Source organism: Marisediminitalea sp., from assembly GCF_984433645.1.
In genome coordinates this window covers 18,464-42,065 of record NZ_CFIDRX010000009.1, presented here as the reverse complement: position 1 = coordinate 42,065, position 23,602 = coordinate 18,464, and the positions used below count along the sequence as shown (strand labels likewise).

17 protein-coding genes and 1 tRNA gene are annotated in these 23,602 nt (G+C 44.6%); 9 read left to right on the top strand and 9 right to left on the bottom strand.

What is annotated here, in order from left to right; genetic code table 11:
- Window positions 1-5: 5 nt before the first annotated feature.
- Window positions 6-1,895, bottom strand: a complete 1,890-nt coding sequence (locus tag AC4MRN_RS02645) for a sodium:solute symporter family protein (protein ID WP_491202424.1) — start codon at window positions 1,893-1,895, stop codon at window positions 6-8.
- Between the two features lie 249 nt (window positions 1,896-2,144).
- Here AC4MRN_RS02645 and AC4MRN_RS02640 point away from each other — a divergent pair, with 249 nt between their 5' ends.
- Both AC4MRN_RS02640 and AC4MRN_RS02635 read left to right on the top strand, forming a co-directional pair.
- Window positions 2,145-3,140: a LacI family DNA-binding transcriptional regulator gene (locus AC4MRN_RS02640; protein WP_491202423.1), complete on the top strand. Its 996-nt coding sequence runs from the start codon at window positions 2,145-2,147 to the stop codon at window positions 3,138-3,140.
- A gap of 106 nt (window positions 3,141-3,246) precedes the next feature.
- Window positions 3,247-4,407 (top strand): AGE family epimerase/isomerase, encoded by a 1,161-nt coding sequence (locus tag AC4MRN_RS02635; protein WP_491202422.1) that lies wholly within the window; start codon window positions 3,247-3,249, stop codon window positions 4,405-4,407.
- A gap of 613 nt (window positions 4,408-5,020) precedes the next feature.
- On the opposite strand, the gene AC4MRN_RS02630 is transcribed toward AC4MRN_RS02635, so the two are convergent.
- The 5 genes from AC4MRN_RS02630 to AC4MRN_RS02610 all read right to left on the bottom strand — a co-directional run bounded on the left by AC4MRN_RS02630 (window position 5,021) and on the right by AC4MRN_RS02610 (window position 15,005).
- Window positions 5,021-8,113, bottom strand: coding sequence for a TonB-dependent receptor (locus AC4MRN_RS02630; protein ID WP_491202421.1), 3,093 nt, complete (start codon window positions 8,111-8,113; stop codon window positions 5,021-5,023).
- Between the two features lie 80 nt (window positions 8,114-8,193).
- On the bottom strand, window positions 8,194-11,361 hold the full coding sequence (locus AC4MRN_RS02625) for a glycosyl hydrolase (protein WP_491202420.1): 3,168 nt from the start codon (window positions 11,359-11,361) through the stop codon (window positions 8,194-8,196).
- 326 nt (window positions 11,362-11,687) lie between these two features.
- Entirely contained in the window at window positions 11,688-12,569 is an 882-nt protein-coding gene (locus AC4MRN_RS02620; RefSeq protein ID WP_491202419.1) for a sugar phosphate isomerase/epimerase family protein, read from the bottom strand.
- Window positions 12,566-14,296: a GMC oxidoreductase gene (locus AC4MRN_RS02615; RefSeq protein WP_491202418.1), complete on the bottom strand. Its 1,731-nt coding sequence runs from the start codon at window positions 14,294-14,296 to the stop codon at window positions 12,566-12,568. The genes AC4MRN_RS02620 and AC4MRN_RS02615 overlap by 4 nt, the downstream gene beginning before the upstream one ends.
- A gap of 40 nt (window positions 14,297-14,336) precedes the next feature.
- Complete coding sequence (locus AC4MRN_RS02610) at window positions 14,337-15,005, bottom strand: gluconate 2-dehydrogenase subunit 3 family protein (RefSeq protein ID WP_491202417.1); 669 nt, start codon at window positions 15,003-15,005, stop codon at window positions 14,337-14,339.
- Window positions 15,006-15,067: 62 nt separating this feature from the next.
- Here AC4MRN_RS02610 and AC4MRN_RS02605 point away from each other — a divergent pair, with 62 nt between their 5' ends.
- Window positions 15,068-15,595: a hypothetical protein gene (locus tag AC4MRN_RS02605; RefSeq protein ID WP_491202416.1), complete on the top strand. Its 528-nt coding sequence runs from the start codon at window positions 15,068-15,070 to the stop codon at window positions 15,593-15,595.
- A gap of 47 nt (window positions 15,596-15,642) precedes the next feature.
- Here AC4MRN_RS02605 and AC4MRN_RS02600 read toward each other — a convergent pair.
- The 3 genes from AC4MRN_RS02600 to mutY all read right to left on the bottom strand — a co-directional run bounded on the left by AC4MRN_RS02600 (window position 15,643) and on the right by mutY (window position 17,203).
- Window positions 15,643-15,718, bottom strand: a tRNA-Phe gene (locus AC4MRN_RS02600).
- Window positions 15,719-15,853: 135 nt separating this feature from the next.
- The gene (locus tag AC4MRN_RS02595; RefSeq protein ID WP_491202415.1) at window positions 15,854-16,129 is read right to left on the bottom strand and encodes an oxidative damage protection protein; all 276 of its coding nucleotides are present in this window, start codon (window positions 16,127-16,129) and stop codon (window positions 15,854-15,856) included.
- 30 nt (window positions 16,130-16,159) lie between these two features.
- Window positions 16,160-17,203, bottom strand: coding sequence for an A/G-specific adenine glycosylase (mutY, locus tag AC4MRN_RS02590; protein ID WP_491056647.1), 1,044 nt, complete (start codon window positions 17,201-17,203; stop codon window positions 16,160-16,162).
- Between the two features lie 117 nt (window positions 17,204-17,320).
- Here mutY and AC4MRN_RS02585 point away from each other — a divergent pair, with 117 nt between their 5' ends.
- The 6 genes from AC4MRN_RS02585 (at window position 17,321) to AC4MRN_RS02560 (ending at window position 23,501) form a co-directional block, all read left to right on the top strand.
- Complete coding sequence (locus tag AC4MRN_RS02585) at window positions 17,321-18,007, top strand: alpha/beta fold hydrolase (protein WP_491202414.1); 687 nt, start codon at window positions 17,321-17,323, stop codon at window positions 18,005-18,007.
- 97 nt (window positions 18,008-18,104) lie between these two features.
- Window positions 18,105-18,824 (top strand): tRNA (guanosine(46)-N7)-methyltransferase TrmB, encoded by a 720-nt coding sequence (gene trmB, locus AC4MRN_RS02580; protein WP_491202413.1) that lies wholly within the window; start codon window positions 18,105-18,107, stop codon window positions 18,822-18,824.
- A complete protein-coding gene (locus AC4MRN_RS02575) occupies window positions 18,821-19,906 on the top strand; it encodes a methyltransferase (RefSeq protein ID WP_491202412.1) in 1,086 nt (361 codons plus the stop codon). Before trmB ends, AC4MRN_RS02575 begins: the two co-directional genes overlap by 4 nt.
- Before the next feature lie 60 nt (window positions 19,907-19,966).
- Window positions 19,967-21,394, top strand: a complete 1,428-nt coding sequence (gene glgA / locus AC4MRN_RS02570) for a glycogen synthase GlgA (protein ID WP_491202411.1) — start codon at window positions 19,967-19,969, stop codon at window positions 21,392-21,394.
- Window positions 21,391-21,729: a hypothetical protein gene (locus AC4MRN_RS02565; RefSeq protein ID WP_491202410.1), complete on the top strand. Its 339-nt coding sequence runs from the start codon at window positions 21,391-21,393 to the stop codon at window positions 21,727-21,729. Before glgA ends, AC4MRN_RS02565 begins: the two co-directional genes overlap by 4 nt.
- A 125-nt stretch (window positions 21,730-21,854) precedes the next feature.
- Window positions 21,855-23,501: a sensor histidine kinase gene (locus AC4MRN_RS02560; protein ID WP_073316919.1), complete on the top strand. Its 1,647-nt coding sequence runs from the start codon at window positions 21,855-21,857 to the stop codon at window positions 23,499-23,501.
- Window positions 23,502-23,602: the final 101 nt, after the last annotated feature.

Below are 23,602 nucleotides of genomic sequence, written 5' to 3'. Positions count from 1 at the left end.
CGATCTTATTTCGGTGTTGACGTTGCACTCACGCGGGTGCGCATTTCATTAGTTGCAGAATTTTGTTGAAGTGACGACAATTCGCCGGTGGGCCAGTCCTGTAACTTATCCCACCAGTTTAGTTTCAATATCAGTGTCGTAATCAGAGCGATAGCCGAAGCAAACGTGAAGCTTCCCCATGCTTTGATTACCATAAATATTGGTGCTGCAGTGAGGGAAGTGTGCCATGCTATTCCAACAACAATATTCACCAAATCACGTCCCATTTCGGTATTTGGTGTAATCTTCGGGTTCGTTTTCTGAATATGCTCTAGGACAGGTTTCCACAGTCCCCATGGTCTTGTTTTCAGATAGAATTTGCTAAGTACCGTCATGTCATCTGGCTGGCCAGCCAGGCTTACAGAAATACATGTGATAAAACACAGCGCAAACATGCCGGGGAACGCCATAAGAGGTGAAATATCCGTAAACATCATAGGTATCGCGGCTAATATTCCAGCAAGCATGCCAGCAAAATATCCCATTCCAGTGAAGCGCCACCAATACCACTTCAACAAATTTGATGCGGTATAGCCGCCATACAGGGCAGAAACCAACCACATTACAATGCTGTTCAATGAAGGAACAAATAGACCGATACTTGTGCCCATCACAATGAAGGCCAATGAGACAACATAGCTTAACTTCACGGCCTGCGACTCAGACGCATCAGGATTGATGTAACGCTTATAAATGTCATTGACGACATAGGCTGGAGCGGCATTTGTCGTAGCCGCAAATGTTGACATAAATGTCGCTAACAACCCTGCTATCACTAGTCCCAATAAGCCACTAGGTACAAAATTCGCGAGAGCAAAAGGTAAAATTTGTTCGAAGTCAACATTATCACCCATTGCTCGAAGCTCAGGCATAAAGTATACCAGTGCCAGAATCGTTAACCCGGTAATCATCATGTAACGGGGAAATAGAAGAACAATACTGACAAAACCACTCATCTTTGCTGCATCTGAAGGCGACTTCGCAGACAGAACACGCTGCATGTCGAAATTTGGCGCAGGACCAGCTAGGCTTTGTAAAATCCCTTTAAACAAGACCAACATGATAAAAATTGAGAACAATGACCACCCATCATTGACGATCTGCTCATTAGCCTGTGCCAGAATTGATTGCCAGTCGAGATCAACTTGCCAGCCAAATGCCATCGAATCCCATCCATTTGGTATCGCTTTTGCCAACATATCTGGCGTTACCTGTTGCATCGCTATGATTCCTATAGCAATACACGCGACGGTCATAATTACAAACTGCAGAACTTCTGTGAAAACCACACTGACCATTCCCCCTTTGACCACGTATATAGCCGTCATAGCGGTGATAATCAGTCCGTAAAGTACTTCATTTGTGTGACCATCAGCATGCAACTTCCAAGGCAAGAAAACGGCGGCGAATTTACCGATCCCGATAAAGCCATAAGCAAGAAACCCTAAGACGCTCAATAATGCAAAAAGTACGACGATGAGATGGCTCCATGTGGCCCCCTGACTTTCACCAAAACGAAATCGAATCCACTCGGCTCCAGTCATTACACCTGAACGACGTAGCCATACAGAAAGAAATACCATAAGAAATATCTGATTAAAGCTCGGCCACAACCACGGAATGTAAACAGATTTAAGTCCATAAATGAAAAGTAGATATACCATCCACATAGTGCCACTGATATCGAACATGCCTGATGCATTGGACAACCCCAAAAAAGGCCATTTAATTTGATTGCCACCCAGGAAGTAGCCTTTAGTATTTTGTTTAGCCAGACGCGAGATAAAGACTCCCAGCAGCACAACAGCTACTAGGTATCCTGCAATCACGATGATATCCAGCGTTGATAAATTCATAATTATTTCCGAAGCACCAATGGTTAGCAGATTGTTAAATATTAGCTCATTGATGAAACATAAAATGAACCGGTTCATTTTTCAAGTTTTATTTTTGCTTTTAGAAAATAAAACGATCTTACTGTATGATTTGTTAGACTTCGCTTTTAGTGTCACTGCTTACCTTAGTGAACCGATCGTGACCCAAGCGAACCGGCCCACAGTTAAACAATTTGAACTTACAACGATAATGATAAGAGCGGTTAATTTATGGCAACGATTAGAGACGTGGCAAAAGAAGCTGGACTCTCAACGGGTACCGTGTCCAAGGCATTAAGTAATCCTGATAAAGTTACCCAAAAGAATTTAATAAAAATTGAAGCGGCAATTAAGAAACTCAATTACAAGCCAAATATGCTGGCACAACGCTTTCGCAGTAGCCGCGCAAATACAATAGTTGTAATGGTGCCAGATATTGCCAACCTGTTTTTTGCAAAAGTTATAAGTGGTATTGAAACCGTAGCCCAGCAAGCGGGTTTTAACGTACTTCTTGGGGATACAAAAGACTCGCTGAAACGTGAAAGAGCTTTCGTTCGAATGGTCGAAACCCGTCTGGCGGATGGTCTAATCAATTTAAGACCTTATCGCTCGGGCGAATCACTGCTTCCATGTGATGATATTCTCTCTGTTACCGCAAGCAGTTGCGAAAACACCCCCTCATATTCAGTGCGCATTGATAATGTTGGGGCAGCAGAAAAAGTTGTTCGCCATTTGCTAAATCTTGGACATCAGCGGATCGGTGTCATTACCGGTCTAAAAGATAACCCTCACACTATCGACCGTCTGAAAGGATACACTTTGGCACTGAAAAAGGCCGGAATAGAATTTGACCCATCAATAATTTTGGAAGGTGACTTTAATTATTGGTCAGGACTGAGTGCAGCTGAACAGTTTTGTCAGATGAAAAATCGCCCAACTGCTCTTTTTTGCATGAATGATGAAATGGCTATAGCAGCAATTAAAGGGTTCACAGATAATGGAATAAAGATTCCGGAATCTCTATCCATTACGGGTTTTGACAACATGGAAGTTTCCAAATATGTTGTCCCTACTTTGACGACCATAGCACAACCAGCTGAGAAAATTGGTGAACGATCAGCAGAGCTTTTGATATCGCTGATCAAAGGAGAGTCACCTTCAACAATAGAACATGTGTTACCTTACGAATTTATTATTAGGGAAAGTACTGCAGCTCCGCACAAGTAGCAGGTAAAAGTAGATATCAAAGAGCATTAAAATATAAATTGAACCGGTTCACTTTTGATGTATGATTAATGTATATACAGTTAATTTACATCTTAGGTGAAACTCGATGATTTCTGATGCGCCGCTACAGGAAGATGGTTTGCGGAAGCTAACCCTACAATATGATCAATGGATACGTGAGCAAGTTGTTCCTTTATGGCTCAAACAAGGATTTGACCCGTCTGGTGCTTGCTTAGAACAATTCCTTTCCAATGGTACGCCCGATTTCGACAGTCCCAAACGAGTAAGGGTACAAGCGCGTCAGATGTTCGTAGTCGCTTATGCACATCTACAAGGTTGGACTTGCGAGGGGTTATCAAAAACTTATGGTATGGACGTTTTTCTTAATCAGACAACGAATGCACAATTCTACGGGTATTACCCTCATATCCTAGGGTCAGATAACAAAATCATCAATTCATCCCACGATCTCTATGATTGTGCTTTTTTTCTTCTCGCTTATGCTTGGCGATATCGGGCATACCATGATCTTCTCGCATTAGAGCATGCCGAAAAACTCATCTTGAAAATTGAAAGTGAACTTAAGGGAAGTAAAGGAGGATGGCTCGAAGGCGATTATCCACATGAGGTTAGACGCCAGAATCCTCATATGCATCTGTTTGAAGCTTTTATGGCATTATATGAGGCTTCAGGTAAGGGTAAATGGCTGGCATATGCAGGAGAAATGTTAACCCTATTCGAACAAGTGTTCTATGACGAAAAAGCGGGTGTATTGCGTGAATTTTTTACATCTGACTGGCACCTACACCCTGAACAAGGTCATATTGTTGAGCCCGGCCACTTGATGGAATGGGTCTGGCTGTTGCACAAGTATCAAAAGATCACCGGCAAACCTCTTATTCATTATTGTCAGAAGCTCTATGCTAAGGCGATTGAACTTGGTGTCGACCCCTCTGCTAACACAATGTTTGACGCCGTCCAAACTGATGGCACACCTTTGCAAGCGACTAAGCGTTGTTGGCCTATGACAGAATGGATAAAAGCTAGCTTGACTATGCATAATATGACCAATGATGTCCGGTTTCGTAATCATACCCAAACAGCACTAGCCAGTTTGATGAAGCATTACCAAAATCCGCGGTATCCCGATCAGTATATTGACCAGCTAAATAAGCAAAACCAACCGATAAACCTAAATATGCCTGCAAGTACGCTATACCACCTAATTGTGGCACACTCGGAACTTATGACATATTCAGATTTTTGAAGCATGCAGAGCATCGTGAATATTTAGAACCGATGCTCACCCCTATTTTGACAGGTTTTGTCCAATACTATTTTGACTAACGAATGTAAACTTACTGAAAAAATAAATATTTGAATATTTTCCACGCTATCGCTAAAAACGTACTGCTCCAATTTTCCCCGTTTTATTGTAACAACGTTCATTTTATCTAATTTCACAAAACTGGATGTGCAGTATTCGGTAAGGTTCAATTTGATGGAAGCTTGTTGTTCACGTTTAATGCTAAACAGGCCGAGCAAAGTCTATTCGATTTACTTGGGGCCAAACGAATCAATGGAGCATACATTCAGAAAGAAGTGTCACTGAAGAATTTAGCTTAACCGTCACAATGTGGCTATATTGTGTACGATACTTGTGGCAGAGTATTCTTAACAATTCTCAATATGTAGTCCACTTAGTTTCACTACCTTACTATGACTCTAATTCGACGCAACTCATATTAGCATATAGGAATCTACGTTCTTTCATTCGTTAATTATGCTGAGAATTCGATTCTTCGACTCTTTATGCTCTCTCCTCAACTTACAAAAAAGCCCCGGAATACGGGGCAATTACTGGCTGGAAACCAAGATTGTTACATTCGATACTGTACACCCAGTGCAATTCGACGTTCATTATAATAACGTTTGTCCATCAAGTCTTCCCACTGAAAATACTGATTCCTGGATTCTTCTGTTAAATTAAGCCCTTGTACCATAATGGTAAAATGTTCATCAATGTCGTAACTTACGGAAGCGTCTACATAGAGTGTAGGCTCAAGATATTTCGCTAACTGATAATCACCAAGCGTACGAATAGAAATAAAGGTTTTACTACGATAATTTGCAGCAATTCTGGCTTGTAATTTTTCATCTTCGTACCACAGTGCAAAGTTTGCTTGATGCTCTGAGTTATCAATCATCGGCGTTGACTTACCGTAATAATCCGTTGAATCACTGGTACTTGGCGAGTATGTGTAGTTTGCATTCACGCCGAAGTTTTGCCATAACCCACTTAGAAAATCGAAGCCTTGCTGATACCCTATCTCTAAACCTTTTATGCTGGCTCCTTCACCATTTCCAATTGTCGTTGTAGGAACCAAACCCGTGAATTCTGTTGTAGCGGAATCATAACCGCGCACCACTCCATCACTGTCAGGTATTGGTAAATAGACAGTCGTATTACGAATAAAGGATTCAATATCAATATAAAACGCAGCAACGCTAAATATTCCTGTTTCACTGAAGTACCACTCATATGAAACATCTACATTACTTGAGCGCCAAGGGTCCAACTGAGGATTTCCTTGTTGATTTGCCGAAGTAGCGCAGAATACATTTGAGCCATCACTCTGTGTTACATTACACGCCAATATGCGGTTGACATTAATACCTCCAGCCAAATTGTTGGTATTGTGTGGAGTAACGGTTTTTGTATAAGAAAAACGAACCAACTGCTGATCCGTCAAATCTAAGGTAAAGTTGATTGACGGTAAAAGATCTGAATAGTCACGCTTTGTGTTGATGATGGCAGAAGCAGGCGGTAGCATACCTAAAGCGCCGGACAAGATGTATTCAACACCATTGTAGGTAGCAGTACCATTACTTGCTATATCGGATTGATCGATATCCAACTCAGTCTTAATATATCTCACGCCCACATTTCCTCGATAAGCCATACCCGCAATCTCCCCATCAAGGTTAAATTGTGTATAAGCTTCAGACGAGGTTTCGTCCAACATGTACGAATTAGCTCCGTCGGGTGACTGAATATTTACACCATGTACTTGATTATGCCATGAAAGCGGATCACGCATAGCATATGGATTTACAAAATAAAGCGCCCCCAATCCTTTAGTGCCCTGAAAGTCACTGATTTGAGTGATCATCCCCTGAGCATCAAGATCAACAAATGAAATGGGGTCGATAAACGACTCAAGCGTTTCAGGAGCCTGGCTTGCACTGTCTTTCCACCTAGATAAAAAGGCGTCACCATAAGCGTTAGTGCGGGCAACCCCACCTATCCAAGCATTCTGTTCTACTTGACGGTTTGCATACCGCAATCCCATATCAACTGAGACTATCGGCCCCCAATCTGCGAGATAAGTTGCATCCAGTCTTACAATATCTAACTCTGCCTCACGATTAGCACCGTTGAGAAATGAGGATGTAGCGGAATATCTATTGATATTACTTCCGAACACTTCTTCAACCATTTCACCATCAATATATTGCGTGGTTGGCAAATCCCAAATCTGTGTAGAGCCTGAATACTGAATACCAATAGGGATCATGGTGAAATCCCCTACTTCAGTGCCGTCAGGCAACTGAGCGGGCTGACCGTCATAACCCCAAGGATTCACATCACTGACTGGTACGCCACCTGCACCATAGTAAGTCGCGCCTACTTGAGCTCCACTGTTGATATAGGCATCGACAAAACTCTGTGAATTATTATCTGTTGCTTCTCCGTGCACCCAACGTACTTTTGCTGACCAATCGCCACCATTATCAAAAGTTAGTTGTAAATTAGTGTTAATAGCTTCTCTGTCAGCAGCATCTGCCTCTGAATGAACCATCGTTCGTCGGGCCTGCAAGACTCCAGACTGAACTGAGTTGAAAGCTCCTCCTAACTCAATAATGTTATCGTCGTCGTCTTTTATCAAATTTTCATGTGCAGTGTAACCGTTAGCGTCTGGTGTAAACCATCCAGTCACCCCTTGCCAAGCCTGAGATGCAATAAAACCAGCCTGCGCCCTGAATTCTTCCATTTTGGTATAAAAGACTTCTCCTACCAATTCAAAATCATCATTTAGCTGCCACTGAAATGCTCCGTTAACACCTACTCGGTCCCTTTCAATAAACTGATTAGAAGCCTGATGTCCCTGAAACGCATAGTACACATCATCTGTTGTACCATTCCCATTGGCATCTAGATTATCCTGAACGAAGGTGCTAGCCTCCGTAGCGGCAAATCCCCAGTCTTCACCAGATGAGCCAACCAGATAATCTGCTAAATTCTTTTCTGAAACAGTAACGGACAATGTCGCCCCAAATTTTCTATCTGCATTATAGCCAAAAAATGCTGATACTAATTTATCGGTTTTATCCCCCATAGAACCGCGAGTCGCTTCTACTTTGGCATTTACTGTAGTACCTTCCTCCAGCTGAAAAGGACGGTAGGTACGTAAATCAATCACTCCAGACATACCTGAGGCTATCATTTTTGCTTCGCGAGATTTATGTACATCCAAACCTGACACCATGGTTGAAGGGATATCAGTAAAATTCGGTTGAACGCTAGTTATGGTTGTCGCAGATAACATTTGTTCACCATTCAGCGTCGATCCAACTTGGCTGATCCCTCGCACATTTACTGAACTCCCCTCACCTCCGGAACGATTAATTTGTACACCTGTAATCCGTTGTAGTGAGTCAGCAATGGTAACGTCCGGTAATTTTCCTATATCGGTTGCAGTAATGGTATCACTTACTGTATTAGCGTAACGCTTATTGCTGATAGACTTCACCAATGAGCCTTTTAACCCTCTAACTTGAATAATTTCAAGATTCTCAGTGTTTGCTTCGTCGTTTTTTGATTCTTGCGCAATGGCATTGGAATTACCGAATGCTAGTGTTATTGCTACTGCTATCAGTGCTTTTTTCGATGGACGTGTCGTGAAATGCATATAAATGTCCTTAAAATTCTGTTTATTAATCTGCTTTCAGGCAATAAGGAGAGACCCTTACAATCCCCCCTTACGTTGCTTTAATTGAATGAAATATCGTCGATAAAGAAGTTTGATTGAGAATTACTTAACCCCTGAAATTGCACTCCAAACCCTTGTAATTCGTCCAAATCTGAAATATCCAGTGACAATTCAACTCCATCGCTTCCTACCGGCATAGCGCCAGCATCTCGCCAATTTCCGTCCTGATCCTTTGCCCACAGCTTTGCAGTAATTGTTTCCGTCGCATCAGTGACATAAGCTACTACCGATAAGGTGCCTACCCCGTCAGCAAGTAATATTCCATCGGATGGATAGGTTTGCAGAATCACTTCATCGCCATCATCGATGTTGACACTACCTTTAAGCGATCTGGAACCCGTCGCCGCCCAGTCTTCTCCGATTGTCAGTCCTGCGACCGGGGACCAGTTAACTTGTAATTCAAAATTACCGGTTGATTCAAAGGTATAAGCAGGTAAGTCATCCAACATAATATTATCAACGTAAAAACGAGCGTCTGTTGATGAACTGTCTACAGAGTTAAAACGTACACCTAACCCGGTAAGAGAATTAACTTCTGATACATCTATACTTAACTGCGTACCTTCTGCATCAAGTACAGTTGCTGCAGGCCAGCTTTCCACACCATCCGGCGCTTTAAAGAAGATATGAGCATCCACGGAATTCCCTGCATTCTCGCTATGAGCAGTTAACGTTAAAGTGTTGATACCTGTTACATCGATTCCTGCTTCGGGATAGGTTTGCAGCACAATATTTTCTGCACTGCCATGAGATTGCAGGTCTTTATAGAACGCCAAAGATTGCGCACCATCAGCAACCCAATTTCTGGAAAGCGTTATGCCATCGGTTCCTGTCCAATTGACTTGAGCCTCCCACCCATAAGTATCAGGCTCAAAACTCTCTAAGATGACACCATCCAATTTTATGTTGTCCAGTAGGAAATAAGCGTCAGTTTGTGTGCCATCCAAGCCCTGATACCGCACTCCCAATCCAGTTAGCATGTCAACGTTAGATACATCGATTGAAAGCTGAGTGCCGTCAGTGTCTAATGCAACAGCATCCGGCCAACTTTCCACACCATCCGGAGCTTTAAAAAACAGGTGCGCATTTACCGCGTTGCCAGCATCCAAGGCATGTACATCCGCAGTTAGTATGCTAACCCCAGACACGTCAATACCATCTGTGGGATAAGTTTGGAGAACGATATTGTCAGTTGCCTCCAACGTCGTCATATCCTTGTGCATCGCTAAAGCATTTGCACCGGTAGTCGACCAGACGGATGATACTTTCAGACCTTCTGTCGGCGACCAGTTCGCTTGCCCCTCCCAACCATTGGTAGAAATTTCAAAGTCTGCATACACACCTGAAACTTTTGTTCGTCCCGATGGCACATCATCGAGATTCAAAACACCATCGGCCGCATAGTTTTCATCTATTTCAGCAACTGTCGCCCCTTGTGGGCCAATTAACGAATCGCTGTTCCAGGTTTCAGAGTTCCAGGTAATAAAGAAAGACCACATTGCGCCTTGCTCGTGCATAAGACTGACATCCGGAATGGTCCCCGTTTCAGTTAATGCGACTAATTTCATACCATTGTGGCGAGATTGAAGCGTACTGTATTGAGAAACGAATGTATGGGTATCATCATTAACCGGATCGCCATAACCATCAAAACCAACAATGTCTACATAGGAATCGCCAGGATACCAGTCCTCACTTAATCCATCGGTATGTGTGAACACCCAAATCAAGTTGTTCAGTCCATGGTAGTTCGTCATACGGTCATACATCAGCATCCAAAGTTGCTGGAATGTTTCTGCTCCTTGAGCCCCCCACCAAAACCAACCGCCTTCAGCTTCATGCAAAGGACGCCATAATACAGGTATTTTTGCCTCAGCGAGCTTACTGAGCTCAGAGGCAACAGTATCAATATCTGCAATAAGTGCTGCATATTCATCAGAACCGGTGTCTGCCAAAGCTGCGGTTAAGTCAAAATTCGCTTCATCTGTATAAAATGACGAGCTGCTATTTGGTGCACGCCAGTGGAATAACGCCGACACGATAATATTTTGATCCTGATGGTGTGCTATGATCGATTCAGTTAAACCTGTAAAATCACTGCCACTGTAGGACGCTGAATAATTCATGTAATCAAATGCGACGATAGCTGGCGCATCATCACCTGTAGCGTCGATTATTTTTTGTGTCTCAAGTAATGGGAAAGTATCCCCTTCTTTTTGAGGAAATTCTGTCTGGCCACTCAATGTTGAAGTGAGATAGTTTTCGCTTAGAAACGTCATCAGGTCTTTTGCTTCCTGACTTGCGTTGGGATTCACCAGTTCTTCACTAACGGCTAACGGTGGGGGTGGCTCAGCAGAAGGAATAAGAGAGATAGAATCGATACGATAGTAATTCCATCCTCCGCCGATCTCGATGCTGTTGCCTCCATCATTTAATTCAACAACACCAACTCGGATCTCTTCCCACTGACCAGTCGCGCTCAGATCCAGCGAATAGTCAATGCCATTTACACTGACACCTCCAACCTTACCACCATAATCAGATGGAATAGCATACCGAACATACAGCGTGTAAAAACCCTGGGCATCGCTAACATTAAATGTGACAGACATTCCCGGTTCAAGGTCTGCGGTATGGCTTTCATTACCAGCTCCCTGAATATAATTCGCATCAGAAGGTCCAATCAAGGAAGCACCATTGAGTGTAGCGACACTATCACTGACATCCAGCGAAATGACCGATTCTGGATCAAACACTGTAACCTCAACGGTATCGGTAATAGGATCGCCATTTTCATCGGTCGCCACTGAGCCGTCAGCATTATGGGCTGTGACAATAAAAACTAATGTATCTGACAGCAGGTCATCAGGAATGCTGAATGAAACAGCCAATGATGCAGTTTCAGATAAATTCATAGTAGTGCCAGCAGTTTGCTGCCACATTACGGTTTGTCCTGAAACGGTACCTACAAGCCTCGAAGTTAATGTCACCTCACTACCAGGCTCTACTTCCACGTCGTCTGGTGCAATGATATTTAACGGTCTTTCTTCGGGTAGGTAGACTGCCTTCTCAGTATTCAGGCTTTCTCCACCCAAACATCCTGAAAGGCCCACGGCAATCGAGGCCCCCAGACAGAAATTTGCAATTGTTTTCATTTGATGTTGCATGCTGCAATAACCTCAGTCATTAACGCGGGAAGTATTTCCCGCTTATGTTTAACACCAAAGTGAACCGGTTCACTTTTTAACGTTTAAAAAAACCGGGATCCCAAACAAACAAAGATGAACCGGTTTACCTTTTGATGACAATTTAATACTAAATACAATAAATGTACAATACTTTTTAACTTTTTATTTACCTTTATAACCTGGGAGGTTTTAGTAAATTTTACAAGAATTGAAAAACATATCTGTAGGGCAGTAAATAGGGGAATGCGTATTCTTTTGAAAGAGAAAGCGCGATTAAAAAGCATCGCGCTGCAAAAAAATGACACTTAATTGATTAACTGGTCGAAACCTTGCTTACTCCTGGCAACCGCTTCCATAGGCGACAACCCATCAGGATACTGTTCCTGCTCCAGAACTATCCATTTCGCACCTCCAGCATTAATTGTCGCTTTGTAAATGCTTTTCCAGTCCGTTCCATCCAATCCTATCAATGGTGTACCATGATTTTGCTTGTATTCAGGCGCTTTAAAGTGTGTGGTCAATGTACGACCAGGATAAGATTCGACCATAAATACGGGGTCTTTTCCTGCCACTAATGTCCAACCTACATCCTGTTGCAGTACAACCGCCTCGGGTGTGTTATCAGCAATATACTGCCAAAAAGTTTTCCCCTCAAAATCCGCCATTTCATGCGCATGGTTATGATATCCCACCTGTAGATCATAGGGTTTTAACTTTTCTGCAATCTCTGTTAACTCCGTGGCGACCAGAGCTACTGTTTCAGCCCGAAATGCGCGTTCATCCCAGGGGACGATTAGGTAAGCTGTGCCGAGCTTTTGATGGAATAATGCCGTTTGAACCAGGTTTTCTCCTCTTAAAGCGTCAAAACCAACATGTGCACCACTTACAGAAAGTCCGTATTCATGCAGTTTTTCTCGCAAGCCTGTGGGATCCAGCCCATAGGGACCATAATCCCCAGCAAACTCAACGGCATCAAATCCCATTTCAGCCAAAGCCTGTAACGTACCACTAAAATCATTCTTGATAGCATCTTTTACCGACCATAACTGTACGCTGATACCCGGCACATTCTTCTCCTTTTGAGAAAGAGCCGAAGTACTATTTTGTTGGCTACACCCATAGAGTGACAAATTCAACACTAAAATGAAAAAGGCGAATCGAATAGGGCAATAAAAAGAAAGTTTCACGATAATCTCCCCGCTTTAAGTTCATTTACTGCGTAATCAACGGCTCTTGCTGTCAAGGCCATAAAGGTTATTGATGGATTGCCAACCCCAGACGAGCAAAAGCTTGCACCATCCGTTACAAATAAATTAGGTACATCATGTGCCTGATTAAAAGCATTCAGAACGGATTCATTCGGATCACGTCCCATTCTGGCCGTACCGACTTCATGTATGGCCAATCCAGGCGGAGCATAATTTACATCCGATTGGATATCGCTATATCCCGCATCTCGAAACATTGTCTCTGCAACGCTTGCCGCATGTTCCATCATTGTGATTTCGTTTGCAGACCACTTACAATGAATATCAAGCTGTGGTATGCCCCATTTGTCTTTTTTAGTAGCATGTAACTGAACCTGATTATCACGATTAGCTAGCATCTCTCCTTGCGCACCTAGCCCAATGACCCAGTTTCCCGGCTTATGTAGTTTCGACTTAAATTCAACACCAAACCCTTCTGTTGCACCTAAATGTTGCCAGTCTAAACGACTTGCGCTTCCTGCGAAGGCGTAGCCGCGTTTAAAGTTTTTGTGGTAACGAGAAGGCTCAAAATGAAAATTAGGAATATAGAGTGAAGACGGTCTTCGCCCTATATAATATTGATCTTCAAAGCCCGGCACCGATGCTTTTGTATAAGCATTATAATTATGGTCCATGAGGTACTTACCAAGCACACCTGAGCTGTTTGCAATACCATTTGGAAAACGTTTACTGATACTGTTGAGCATTATTTGGGTACTACCCAATGTAGATGCGCACAAGAATATCATTCTGCCATAGTATTCCCTCTGCTTTAGAGTGTCATTGTCAATAACCCGCACACCCACGGCCCGATTTTGTGCCTCGCTGTAAATAATGCTTTCAACAACACTATTTGGCGCTATATATAAATTTCCTGTCCTGGCCGCGGCTGGAAGTGTAGCGCTTTGGGTCGAAAAATAGGCTCCAAACGAACATCCCTTTTGACATTCATTTCTAGCCATACATTGCATGCGGCCTAGCTCAACCTGGATTTTCTGTGGCGCGGTGAGATGAGCACACCGGCTCATAATCACGGGTTTATCCGGATGCTTGTCTTTCATCAGATTGGTGAAATCCATTTCCGGTGCCGTCATATCAAAAGGAGGCTGAAAAATACCATCAGGCAGTTGAGGCAATCCATCGTGGTTACCACTAACACCGACAAAACGTTCAACATGATCATACCAGGGTGCTAAATCGGGGTAGCGAATTGGCCAGTCATTACCATGCCCGTCTTTCGCGTTGGCCTCAAAATCATAAGGACTCATACGATATGACTGACGGTGCCACAGTAAAGATTTCCCCCCCAGTTGATTCGCTCTAATCCAACTAAATGGGGCATCATCTTCAGTGTGATAAGGATAGTCTTTGTCGCTGGCAAAAAAGTGCTTGGTTCCATCGTGAAATGCATAACATTGTTTTTGTACAGGATATTCCTGCTCAATCAAATCTCTGGCGACCTTCATTCGATTGGTGTATTCCCAGGGAGGTTTAGCTTCAGTGATATAGTCTTTGCGGTGCTCTACAACTCTACCGCGTTCAACCATCAGCGTTTTTAGCCCCTTTTCACAAAGTTCTTTCGCTGCCCACCCTCCCGTAATGCCTGAGCCAATGACTATAGCGTCAAAAATTTCACTCGATTCATTGATATATTTTTCTTGGTTCATGAAAGTTATCCAACCTGTACAGGGAAGTCGTATTAGCGAATTAGTAGTAATCTTTGGAGCTATAAGCACTGCCAATTTCATCTAAAGGCACTACACCAATAAAGCGACCCGGAACAGCCAGGTAAGTCAATTCTTGAGTCGCCCCCGGCATCGACGTGTAATAACCAAAAACAATTAAACTTTTAAGTAACCTGAATGCTTGTCTTTCATCGTCAGGCATTCTCGAACTTTTAGCCTCAATGTCATTAAGTAATGCAACCTGTTGCTCTGATGAGCAAGAATGTAGCGATTTACCGTTTATTTCGACAGAACGCTGTTCAATGAATTGAATAGCAGCTTTTGCAGTTTGCTGTTCCGCGAACGAATATACGCATAACAATTGATGCTCAACAAAAATATGGCATGCAGCGTCAACTGCACCTGGAGTATTGGTGCGAGGTATCACTCCATCGCAAAAAGTTTTTAGCGTGGCTTTTTCAATTGTGGAAAATAGTCCGGAACGAACCTTGTTTTGCTCAAATAATTCTGAAGCCTCAACTATCCTGTTGATACCAGAAGCTCCAGCAGCACACACACCTAACGATAAAGCCATGCCTTTCAATAAAGATCGACGAGAACAATTTTGCATAACCAGCTCACAGCAACTTACATTAAAGCAACAATAACACAACAAGTGAACCGGTTCATATTTTTTGCCAAATAAACTCATAACCAACTGATTTAAAATGAAATATTTTTATGAACTGTGGGTGTTTTTGTGCGGAAAGCGAGGTGTTTGCAAATTCACTTTCCAAAATAAGCCTTTGTGAAGACAAAATAAAACGAATATTCCCGAAAGAACTTTTAATAGATGAATCAAATAAGCCAAACTCAAAGGCCAAACAACTAGAGCTTCTTCCATACGTAGATGAAGAAAATGAGGATAATAAAGAACATTTAGTGAACGTTTCATTAATACTTCCGAAAGGAATAGATATCAATGGAATGAAGTTCAACGGTACTGAATTTATCCCTTTGATACTATGCGCACTTGTCATTCAACTGTTAAGTGGAAAAGAACATAGTTTCGGAATAGATATTACAAACTGCATTAATAACTACATGGTTAATCCCGACAACGCAAAATTTACCAACAATGTATCTAGAGCTTTACGCAGTAAAAAAATTCTCAATCAAAAATGGTTAAATGTCCGTAAAGATGTTCACCCTAAATACAAAGCATTTTCTCTTAGCGAAAACTGGTTAGAAAGCTGGGAAGATATTTTTGGAACACCATTTAACAATCAATTATTAAGGTGAATCAACAAAAAAGCCCCGACCATTTCTGATCAGGGCTTCTTGATAAGTGGTGCCTCGACCCGGGATCGAACCAGGGACACGCGGATTTTCAATCCGCTGCTCTACCAACTGAGCTATCGAGGCTAAAACTGGTTAGCGTTGTCAGGTGTTGTACCTGTCTTGCTGTGGGTGCGTATTTAACGAGTTTCGAGCTTTTAAGTCAACCGTTTTTGTCAGAATTTTTTCTAACTGCGCGTTCTTTGCTCAATATGCACAAAATCACGGCTTTTTCGGTGGAACATAACCTTCAATAGTGGGCTCTTTGCCTTCAAACAGAAACGCTTCCATTTGCGCTTCCAGGAATTGCCTGTCAGTGGGCTCCATCATATTCAGTTTTTTCTCGTTGATCAGCATGGTTTGCTTCTTTTGCCATTCGGCCCAGGCTTCCTTCGAAATATTGTCGAAAATACGCTTACCTAACTCACCCGGGTAAAGCTGAAAATCCAATCCATCTGCGTCTTTTTTATAATGCGCACAAAATACAGTTCTTGGCATAGCTGTCTGTCTCCTGATTCAATGTGGTGATTATAACTGTTTCGACAGCGCCGTCAGAATTCTTTTCACCGGGGTTGGCACACCCACTTCTAACGGTTCGTCCAGGTTCACCCATCGCCATCCGGATTCCGCCACTTGCTGAGGAAATTGTTCGCAGTTAATTACCTCAGGTTCAATATCCAGGTGATAGTGAGAAAAGGTATGTCGAAACGGCTCTACAATATCCAGAGTCTCGTGCGAACCAATAAGCTGAGAAAGTTGTGACGACAGCAGTGTACCCGGCTCTCGCTCAAAGAAACTCCACAATCCACCCCAAATGCCGGTTTGCGGCCTTTGCTGAAGCAACACAGAACGCTGACACAATATCACGCTCATCACGGTTTGTTTTTCAGGTAGGGTCTTTTTAGGCTTTTTGCCCGGATAATCCGTTTGCTTGCCTTGTGCATAAGCCACGCAGTCGCTTTGCAGTGGGCATTCATCACACTTGGGTTTACTGCGCGTGCACAGCGTTGCCCCCATATCCATCATGGCCTGGGTGTAATGATTGGCCCGTTGCTGAGGCATTAAGTCTGTGGCGTATTCCCACAGGGCGTTTTCTACACTCTTGGTACCCGGCCAGCCACTAATAGCAAAATACCGCGCCAGTACCCGCTTAACGTTGCCGTCCAGAATAGGGTGTGACTGCCCGCCTGCTATCGACAAAATGGCCCCCGCCGTGGAGCGGCCAATACCAGGCAATGCCATTACACCCTCGAGCGTATCCGGAAATTCGCCGTTGTGCTCATCACGCACTTGCATAGCCGCTTTGTGCAGATTTCTGGCCCGGGCGTAATACCCCAATCCTGTCCACAACTGCAGCACGTCGTCCTGAGGCGCATTAGCCAACTCAACCACCGTTGGAAAACGTGCCATAAAGCGTTCGAAATACGGGATCACGGTGGTCACCTGCGTTTGTTGCAGCATGATCTCAGACACCCACACCCGGTAAGGGTTTACGTTTTGTTGCCATGGCAGGTGTTTGCGTCCGTGTTTGTCGAACCAGGTTAAAATGCGATCTGAAAACAGCTGTGACATGAACTCCCCGTATTGGTATAGCAAGCGTTGACGGATTGATTGGCGGCAAGTGTAACAGTGATTGCCTGACCAACGTAGTGCCTGTTACGATTGCATACCCGAATCAGGTTTACTTCTATGAATGTACTTTTTCTTCCCGGCACGTTGTGCGATGAACGCGTTTGGCTTCCTGTATGGAAAAATCTGCCGGCCATGGCGCGTGCCTATGTGCCTCTGCAATGGGCGAATACGCTGCAGGATATGCTCGCGTTAACCAGTGACCGCGCCACCCAGGGCGAAAAGGTGCATCTGGTTGGCTACTCCATGGGAGGCTACATTGCCGCATTGTGGGCACTGACTTACCCAGAACGTGTTGCATCATTGACCTTGCTGGGTTACTCACCACTCGGGCTGACAAACGAAGAGACCGCCAGGCGTAAACAACTGCTTGCCGTGTTAAAACAAGGCAAGTTTGCGTCGCGCCAAAGCCAGTATCTGGCCAATATGATCATTCCTGCCAAGCAGGACAGTTTGCTGCCCTTTATCACTGATATGGCAAGTGACCTGGGCGGCGCAACATTACAGGCGCAGGTGTCCAGCACCACACCGCGAAAAGATTTGTGTGCCAAGCTCACCACTCTGAAATGCCCTGTGCACATTATTGCTGCCGACAAAGACGCGGTGGTACCGGTAGCCTCAATACAACAGGCGGGCAGCAAATTACCCGGAGCAACGGTTAGCATAGTGCAAAACAGCGGCCATATGATGCTATTGGAACAGCCGGAAAAGGTAGCGTCTTTGATCGTCAAAGGTTTATCACTTTAGCCTATAACCCGCGAAAACCGGCCATTTCACGCTATAATCGTTGCATTTACCAACACTAAGTGGATAATGCCGCAGCGTAAAAGAGGTAAAGAACAGCATGGGTCAATTTAAAAGTCAGGCAGAAGCCGAAGCCGCTGGTGTATATGTCAGCAAAGTCAAAAGCTACGTTAAGCGCGAAGGCCGGTTAACTAACGGTCAGGCACGCGCGTTAGAAACCTACTGGCCAACCAAAGGCATCGAATATCAGGAACAGCCATTAGATCTGGCTGACACCTTTGGGCGCAGCGCGCCGGTAGTGGTAGAAATCGGCTTTGGTATGGGCAAGTCACTGGTTACCATGGCCCATGAAGCCCCTGAACTGAATTTTTTGGGCATTGAAGTACATCGCCCAGGCGTTGGCGCATGTTTAGCAGATGCTGGCGAATTAGGCGTGGAAAACTTACGTGTAATGGAACACGATGCAGTTGAAGTGTTAAAGCATATGATTCCAGATGGAAGCTTGCACCGCTTACAGCTGTTTTTCCCGGACCCATGGCACAAGAAACGACATCACAAGCGTCGTATTGTACAGGCAGAATTTGCTGAGCTGGTCAGAACCAAGTTGGCAGTGGGCGGTACATTTCATATGGCAACTGACTGGGAGCCTTATGCAGAATATATGGCAGAAGTCATGAATGCAGCCCCGGGTTACACCAATACGGCACAGAGCGGTGATTACGTTGAGCGTCCGGCTTACCGCCCTATTACCAAGTTTGAAGTTCGTGGCCAGAAACTGGGCCATGGCGTCTGGGACTTAATTTACGAGCGCACTGAATGAGTTTATCACCGGCATCGCAACTTGTTATTCGCAACATAGATCAGTTCGAAGAAGGGAACTGGTTGGTTATTAATGCCGATGATGCCGGGCTGTTTCCCGCTTTGCAGGCATTTAGTCTGACCGCATTACATCAGTTCTTTGATGTATTTTGCCAGGCAACCGGGCGCAATGGCGCCGCGCAATTCGATAGCCGGGATATTTGCGATGAACCACAGGCTATTCACATCACCGCCGAAAACGGGCAGCACAAACACGTATTTGCGCCCTATCTGAACAACGCAGAAGCGACCGATGTGCTGTTGTTCCTGCCAAAAGCCAAAGCGCATTTAAGCATGCTTATGGCAATGGCCGCCAACCTGGTCGGCAACAACGGCCGGGTTCATGTTGTTGGTGAAAACAAAGGTGGTATTAAAAGTGCGGGTAAAACCATGCAGCAGTTCGGCGCCGTGCAAAAGCTCGACTCAGCCCGTCACTGCAGTTGGGTAACCTGTGAAGTAAGTCATGCCCCTGGCAGTTTTTCTCTACACGATTGGACAGCCATCGATACCTATACGCTGAATGAACACGAATGGCAGGTATGTTCGTTGCCGGGTGTATTCAGCCACCGGGAGCTTGACGCCGGTACAGAGCTACTGCTGTCTAAATTGCCCAAAACGATGTCAGGTTCGGTGCTGGATTTTGCTTGTGGCGCAGGTGTGATTGCCAGCTATTTATTGAGTGGTGGTGCCCGCATTCAGGCAGAGCTGCTGGACGTCAGTGCACTGGCGCTATGGTGCAGCGCACATACACTGGAGCAAAACGGCAGTCAGGGGAATATCATTGCCGCAGACACACTGAATGGTGTTACTCACCGATTCCAGACCATTGTAACGAACCCGCCTTTTCACACTGGCGTAAAAACCGATTACCGCATTACCCGCGAGTTTATCGCCGGTGCAAAGCAGCGATTAACCAGTAACGGTAAGTTGTATTTGGTAGCAAATCGCTTTTTACCGTACGCGGAATTGCTCGACGAGCAATTTAAGCAACCTGCCACGCTGGCGCAAAACACCAGATTCTCGGTTTATTTTGCACAAAATTGATTTTTAATGTGGTAATTTGTTCTTCCATAAGAAAATCATGGAATGTGCAGGAGAAACAGGTTGAAGATTGTCTTTGCTATCTCGGAAGTTGAAGATTTAGTAAAAACGGGAGGGCTTGCTGACGTAGGCAAAGCGTTACCTTTGGCGCTACAAGCCGCTGGTCATGAAGTGAGTATCTTTTTACCTTACTACAAAACCATTGCACAGCAGCACAATTTGCCCGAAGCCTGTCCGGCCCAGACTCTGTTTACCGAAAGCAAGGTTTACCACTTTACGTTACGTCATATGGAATGGCGCGGCGTTAACGTGTACTTTGTTGACTACCCTGAATATTTTGATCGCGACGGCCTCTACAACAGTGCCTATGAAGCCTATGGCGATAACGGCGAGCGCTTTGCCTTTTTCAGCGGGGCAGTCCTGCACGCATTGCAAAGTCTGAATCAACAGCCAGATATTATTCACTGTCACGACTGGCACAGTGCCATGTTGCCATTCCTGTTAAAACAGGACCCGTCTGGCTATTTCGCCAATACCAAATCGGTGTTTACTATTCACAATGCGGCCTTTCAGGGCGTGCACCGATTAGAAGACATTCCATTTCTGCGACATCACCCTAGCATTCTGAATCAGGTCCACGGTGGCTATATTAACTACTTACAATCCGCCATCGAATGCGCAGATAAAATCACTACGGTGAGCCCTAACTACGCCACGGAGCTCCTTACAAACCTGGGAAGTCATGGCCTCCACGACCGTCTGGTGCAACGCGCGGATGACTTGTCGGGCATTCTGAACGGTTGCGATTACAGTCAGTGGAACCCCATGACAGACGGCTATATTCCGGCTCACTTTAATGCCGATGACTTGTCTGGCAAAGCAGAATGTAAAGCGAACCTGCAAAAACGTTTAAACCTGCCCAAAGAGCCGGGTGTACCGGTGTTTGGCATGGTCTGTCGCCTTACCGAACAAAAAGGTTTTGGGTATCTGGTGCCTATACTGGACCGCTTAATGCAGCACAAACTGCAAATGGTTATTATAGGAACAGGTGATCCGAGTGTATGTCAGGATCTGGGCGAGTTTGCTGAACAACACCCTGACAAGTTCGCATTTATCAATGGATTCAGTACCGAACATGCTCACCTTATTGAAGCTGGCTCAGACTTTTTCCTGATGCCTTCTCAATTTGAGCCTTGTGGCCTGAATCAGATGTACAGTCTCGCTTATGGCACAGTGCCGATTGTGCGTGGTGTAGGCGGCTTGAAAGACACGGTTATTGACGCTGAGCAAAACCCACTGGACGCGACGGGCTTTGTCTTCTTTGAACCAACACCCGACGCACTGCTGAACTGCATCAGACGCGCCTTGCTGGCCTATCACGAATGCTCTACCCGTTTCCGTGAAATGCAGCAACGAGGTATGGGTACCCGCTTTACCTGGGAAACCGCTGCCACTGCTTACCTGTCGCTTTATGAGAGTATGCATGCATGATACTGCGATGCCTTAGTCGCAAGACAGTCAGCATTGTCTGGTTATCGTTCTTTGTGAACGGTATTGCCTTAGCTGAGGTGCCGGAGCAGTGTGTTCAGGCACCTCAGCGCACCAGTATGTGCCCGCACACGCTTTTCCGTATTGCCAAAGCCCCCGTGCCGGGGCTCAACATTCCCAAAAACGGCATGGTATGTCTGTGTCTTTCAGACCTTACCGACCTTCCTGCCGTCGACCAGCCCAAGGCATTCGAAGCCATGGCAACACATTTACAAATGCCGGTCACTGATCTTTTTGTGCTGTTGGAAATTCCGGTTCCCGACTGGGCAAAACAATAAAACTGCACGCTTTAAGCTAACATTTCGACTACTTCGAGCTAATTAAAGAATATCCGGGCGATTTCTTTCTTTTTAAGCATTTATGATCCAATATTAAATTATTTCTCAGGACATTTTCGTAACCCATGCTGCAGTCGCCGTCCAGGCTTTCTATTCGCAATATTTTGTTATGGCTGGTTTTGTCTATTTCCGGCGGCGCATTGCTGATCTCGTCAGTCGTTTCTAATTACACGCAACATTCCAGAATGAAAGACCAGTTGGAAGGTGAAGTGCGTGCCATCGCCGACATGATTGCAGCCGCTTCACTACCTACGCTGTCAGTTATCCCACTGGATTTCGAACAAAAAGCGGCACAAACCGATACGCTCAATCAGTTGCTTAACAGCCTGAAGAACTACAACGATGTACTGAATGCTCATATCTACAGCATTAATGAAACCCCCACCCCTGAAATGGTGGCGCTTTACACAAAGTCGAGTACTACTGCGGTCGAGAGTAAAATTAACGACATGGCCAGGTACTATACTGCGAGGTTTGACGGTGATGTGTTCGAGATCATTCGTCCTATTAACGCCGAGAATCAAACATACGGCTATGTGTACGTGCGAACTACAGCGGAAGCCTACAACGCCTTTGTTAATTATTCCGTGACCGTTCAGATTGCTACGCTGCTATTGATCGTCATCGTCGCGTTTTTGGTGGCTTATCGTTTTGGCCATGTACTCAGCAGTCCGGTACAGGACATGGTGTTGGTTCTGCAGGGCGTGGCACGCTCGCGTGATTATGCCAGCCGCGCAAAGCACTGTGATGTCAGGGAATACAATATCCTTATAGACGCCATTAATGTATTGCTTGCCCGCATGCAGGAATACGTGGTTAAACAGCAACAGTCGGAACAACAGCACCAGGAACTAAACAGTCGACTGGAAGAAGAAGTGGGTCAGCGCACCGTGGCCCTGAAGGAGGCCAATACTGAGCTTATCCAGACTTTAGAAAAACTTCACCAGTTCCAGCGCCAGATTGTAGAGAATGAAAAAATGGCGTCGTTGGGCGATATGGTGGCCGGCGTTGCCCACGAAGTAAATACGCCAATAGGGCTGGGTATCACGGCATCAACCATGATGCTCGACCGTCTGGTGGTATTAGAACAGCAATTTTCCGACAAAACGCTCAAAGCAAGCAGCATGAAACGGTTTATAGAGGAAGGGCGTGAAAACCTGAACATTATTTACCGTAATCTCAACAGAGCAGCCGATCTTATTTCGAGCTTTAAACAAGTCGCGGTTGATCAATCCAGTGAAGAAGCTCGCGACATAAACGTGAAGCAATTAATCGAAGAAACGCTGATGTCGCTGCGCCCAAGATTGAAAAAAGTGACCCATACAATCCACATTGAATGCAACGAATCACTCAACGTAGTGTCAAAAGCAGGCCCAATAAATCAAATTTTAATAAATTTAATCATGAATTCACTCATTCATGCCTTCGAAGGGGTTGAAAATGGGCAAATTGACATCATTGCAGCATTGACGGATGACAAAAAACTGAAAATAATTTACAGGGATAATGGAAGTGGCATACCAACTTCCATTAAAAAGCGCATTTTTGATCCTTTTGTTACAACAAAAAGAGGCCAAGGCGGCTCTGGATTAGGTATGCACTTAGTGTTTAACTTAGTGACTCAGGCTCTGGATGGCAACATCAAACTTGAGAGTGAACCCGACAAAGGCGTGGAATTTACATTGTCTTTTCCGGTTTCAGTAAAAAAATAAACAAAATAGACGCAATTTAGATATTTTTCTTGAACAATGCCTGCTCTAGCGAGTAATTTATTCTAAAGTGGCAGTTAAATTGCAAGACAAAATACGCCAAT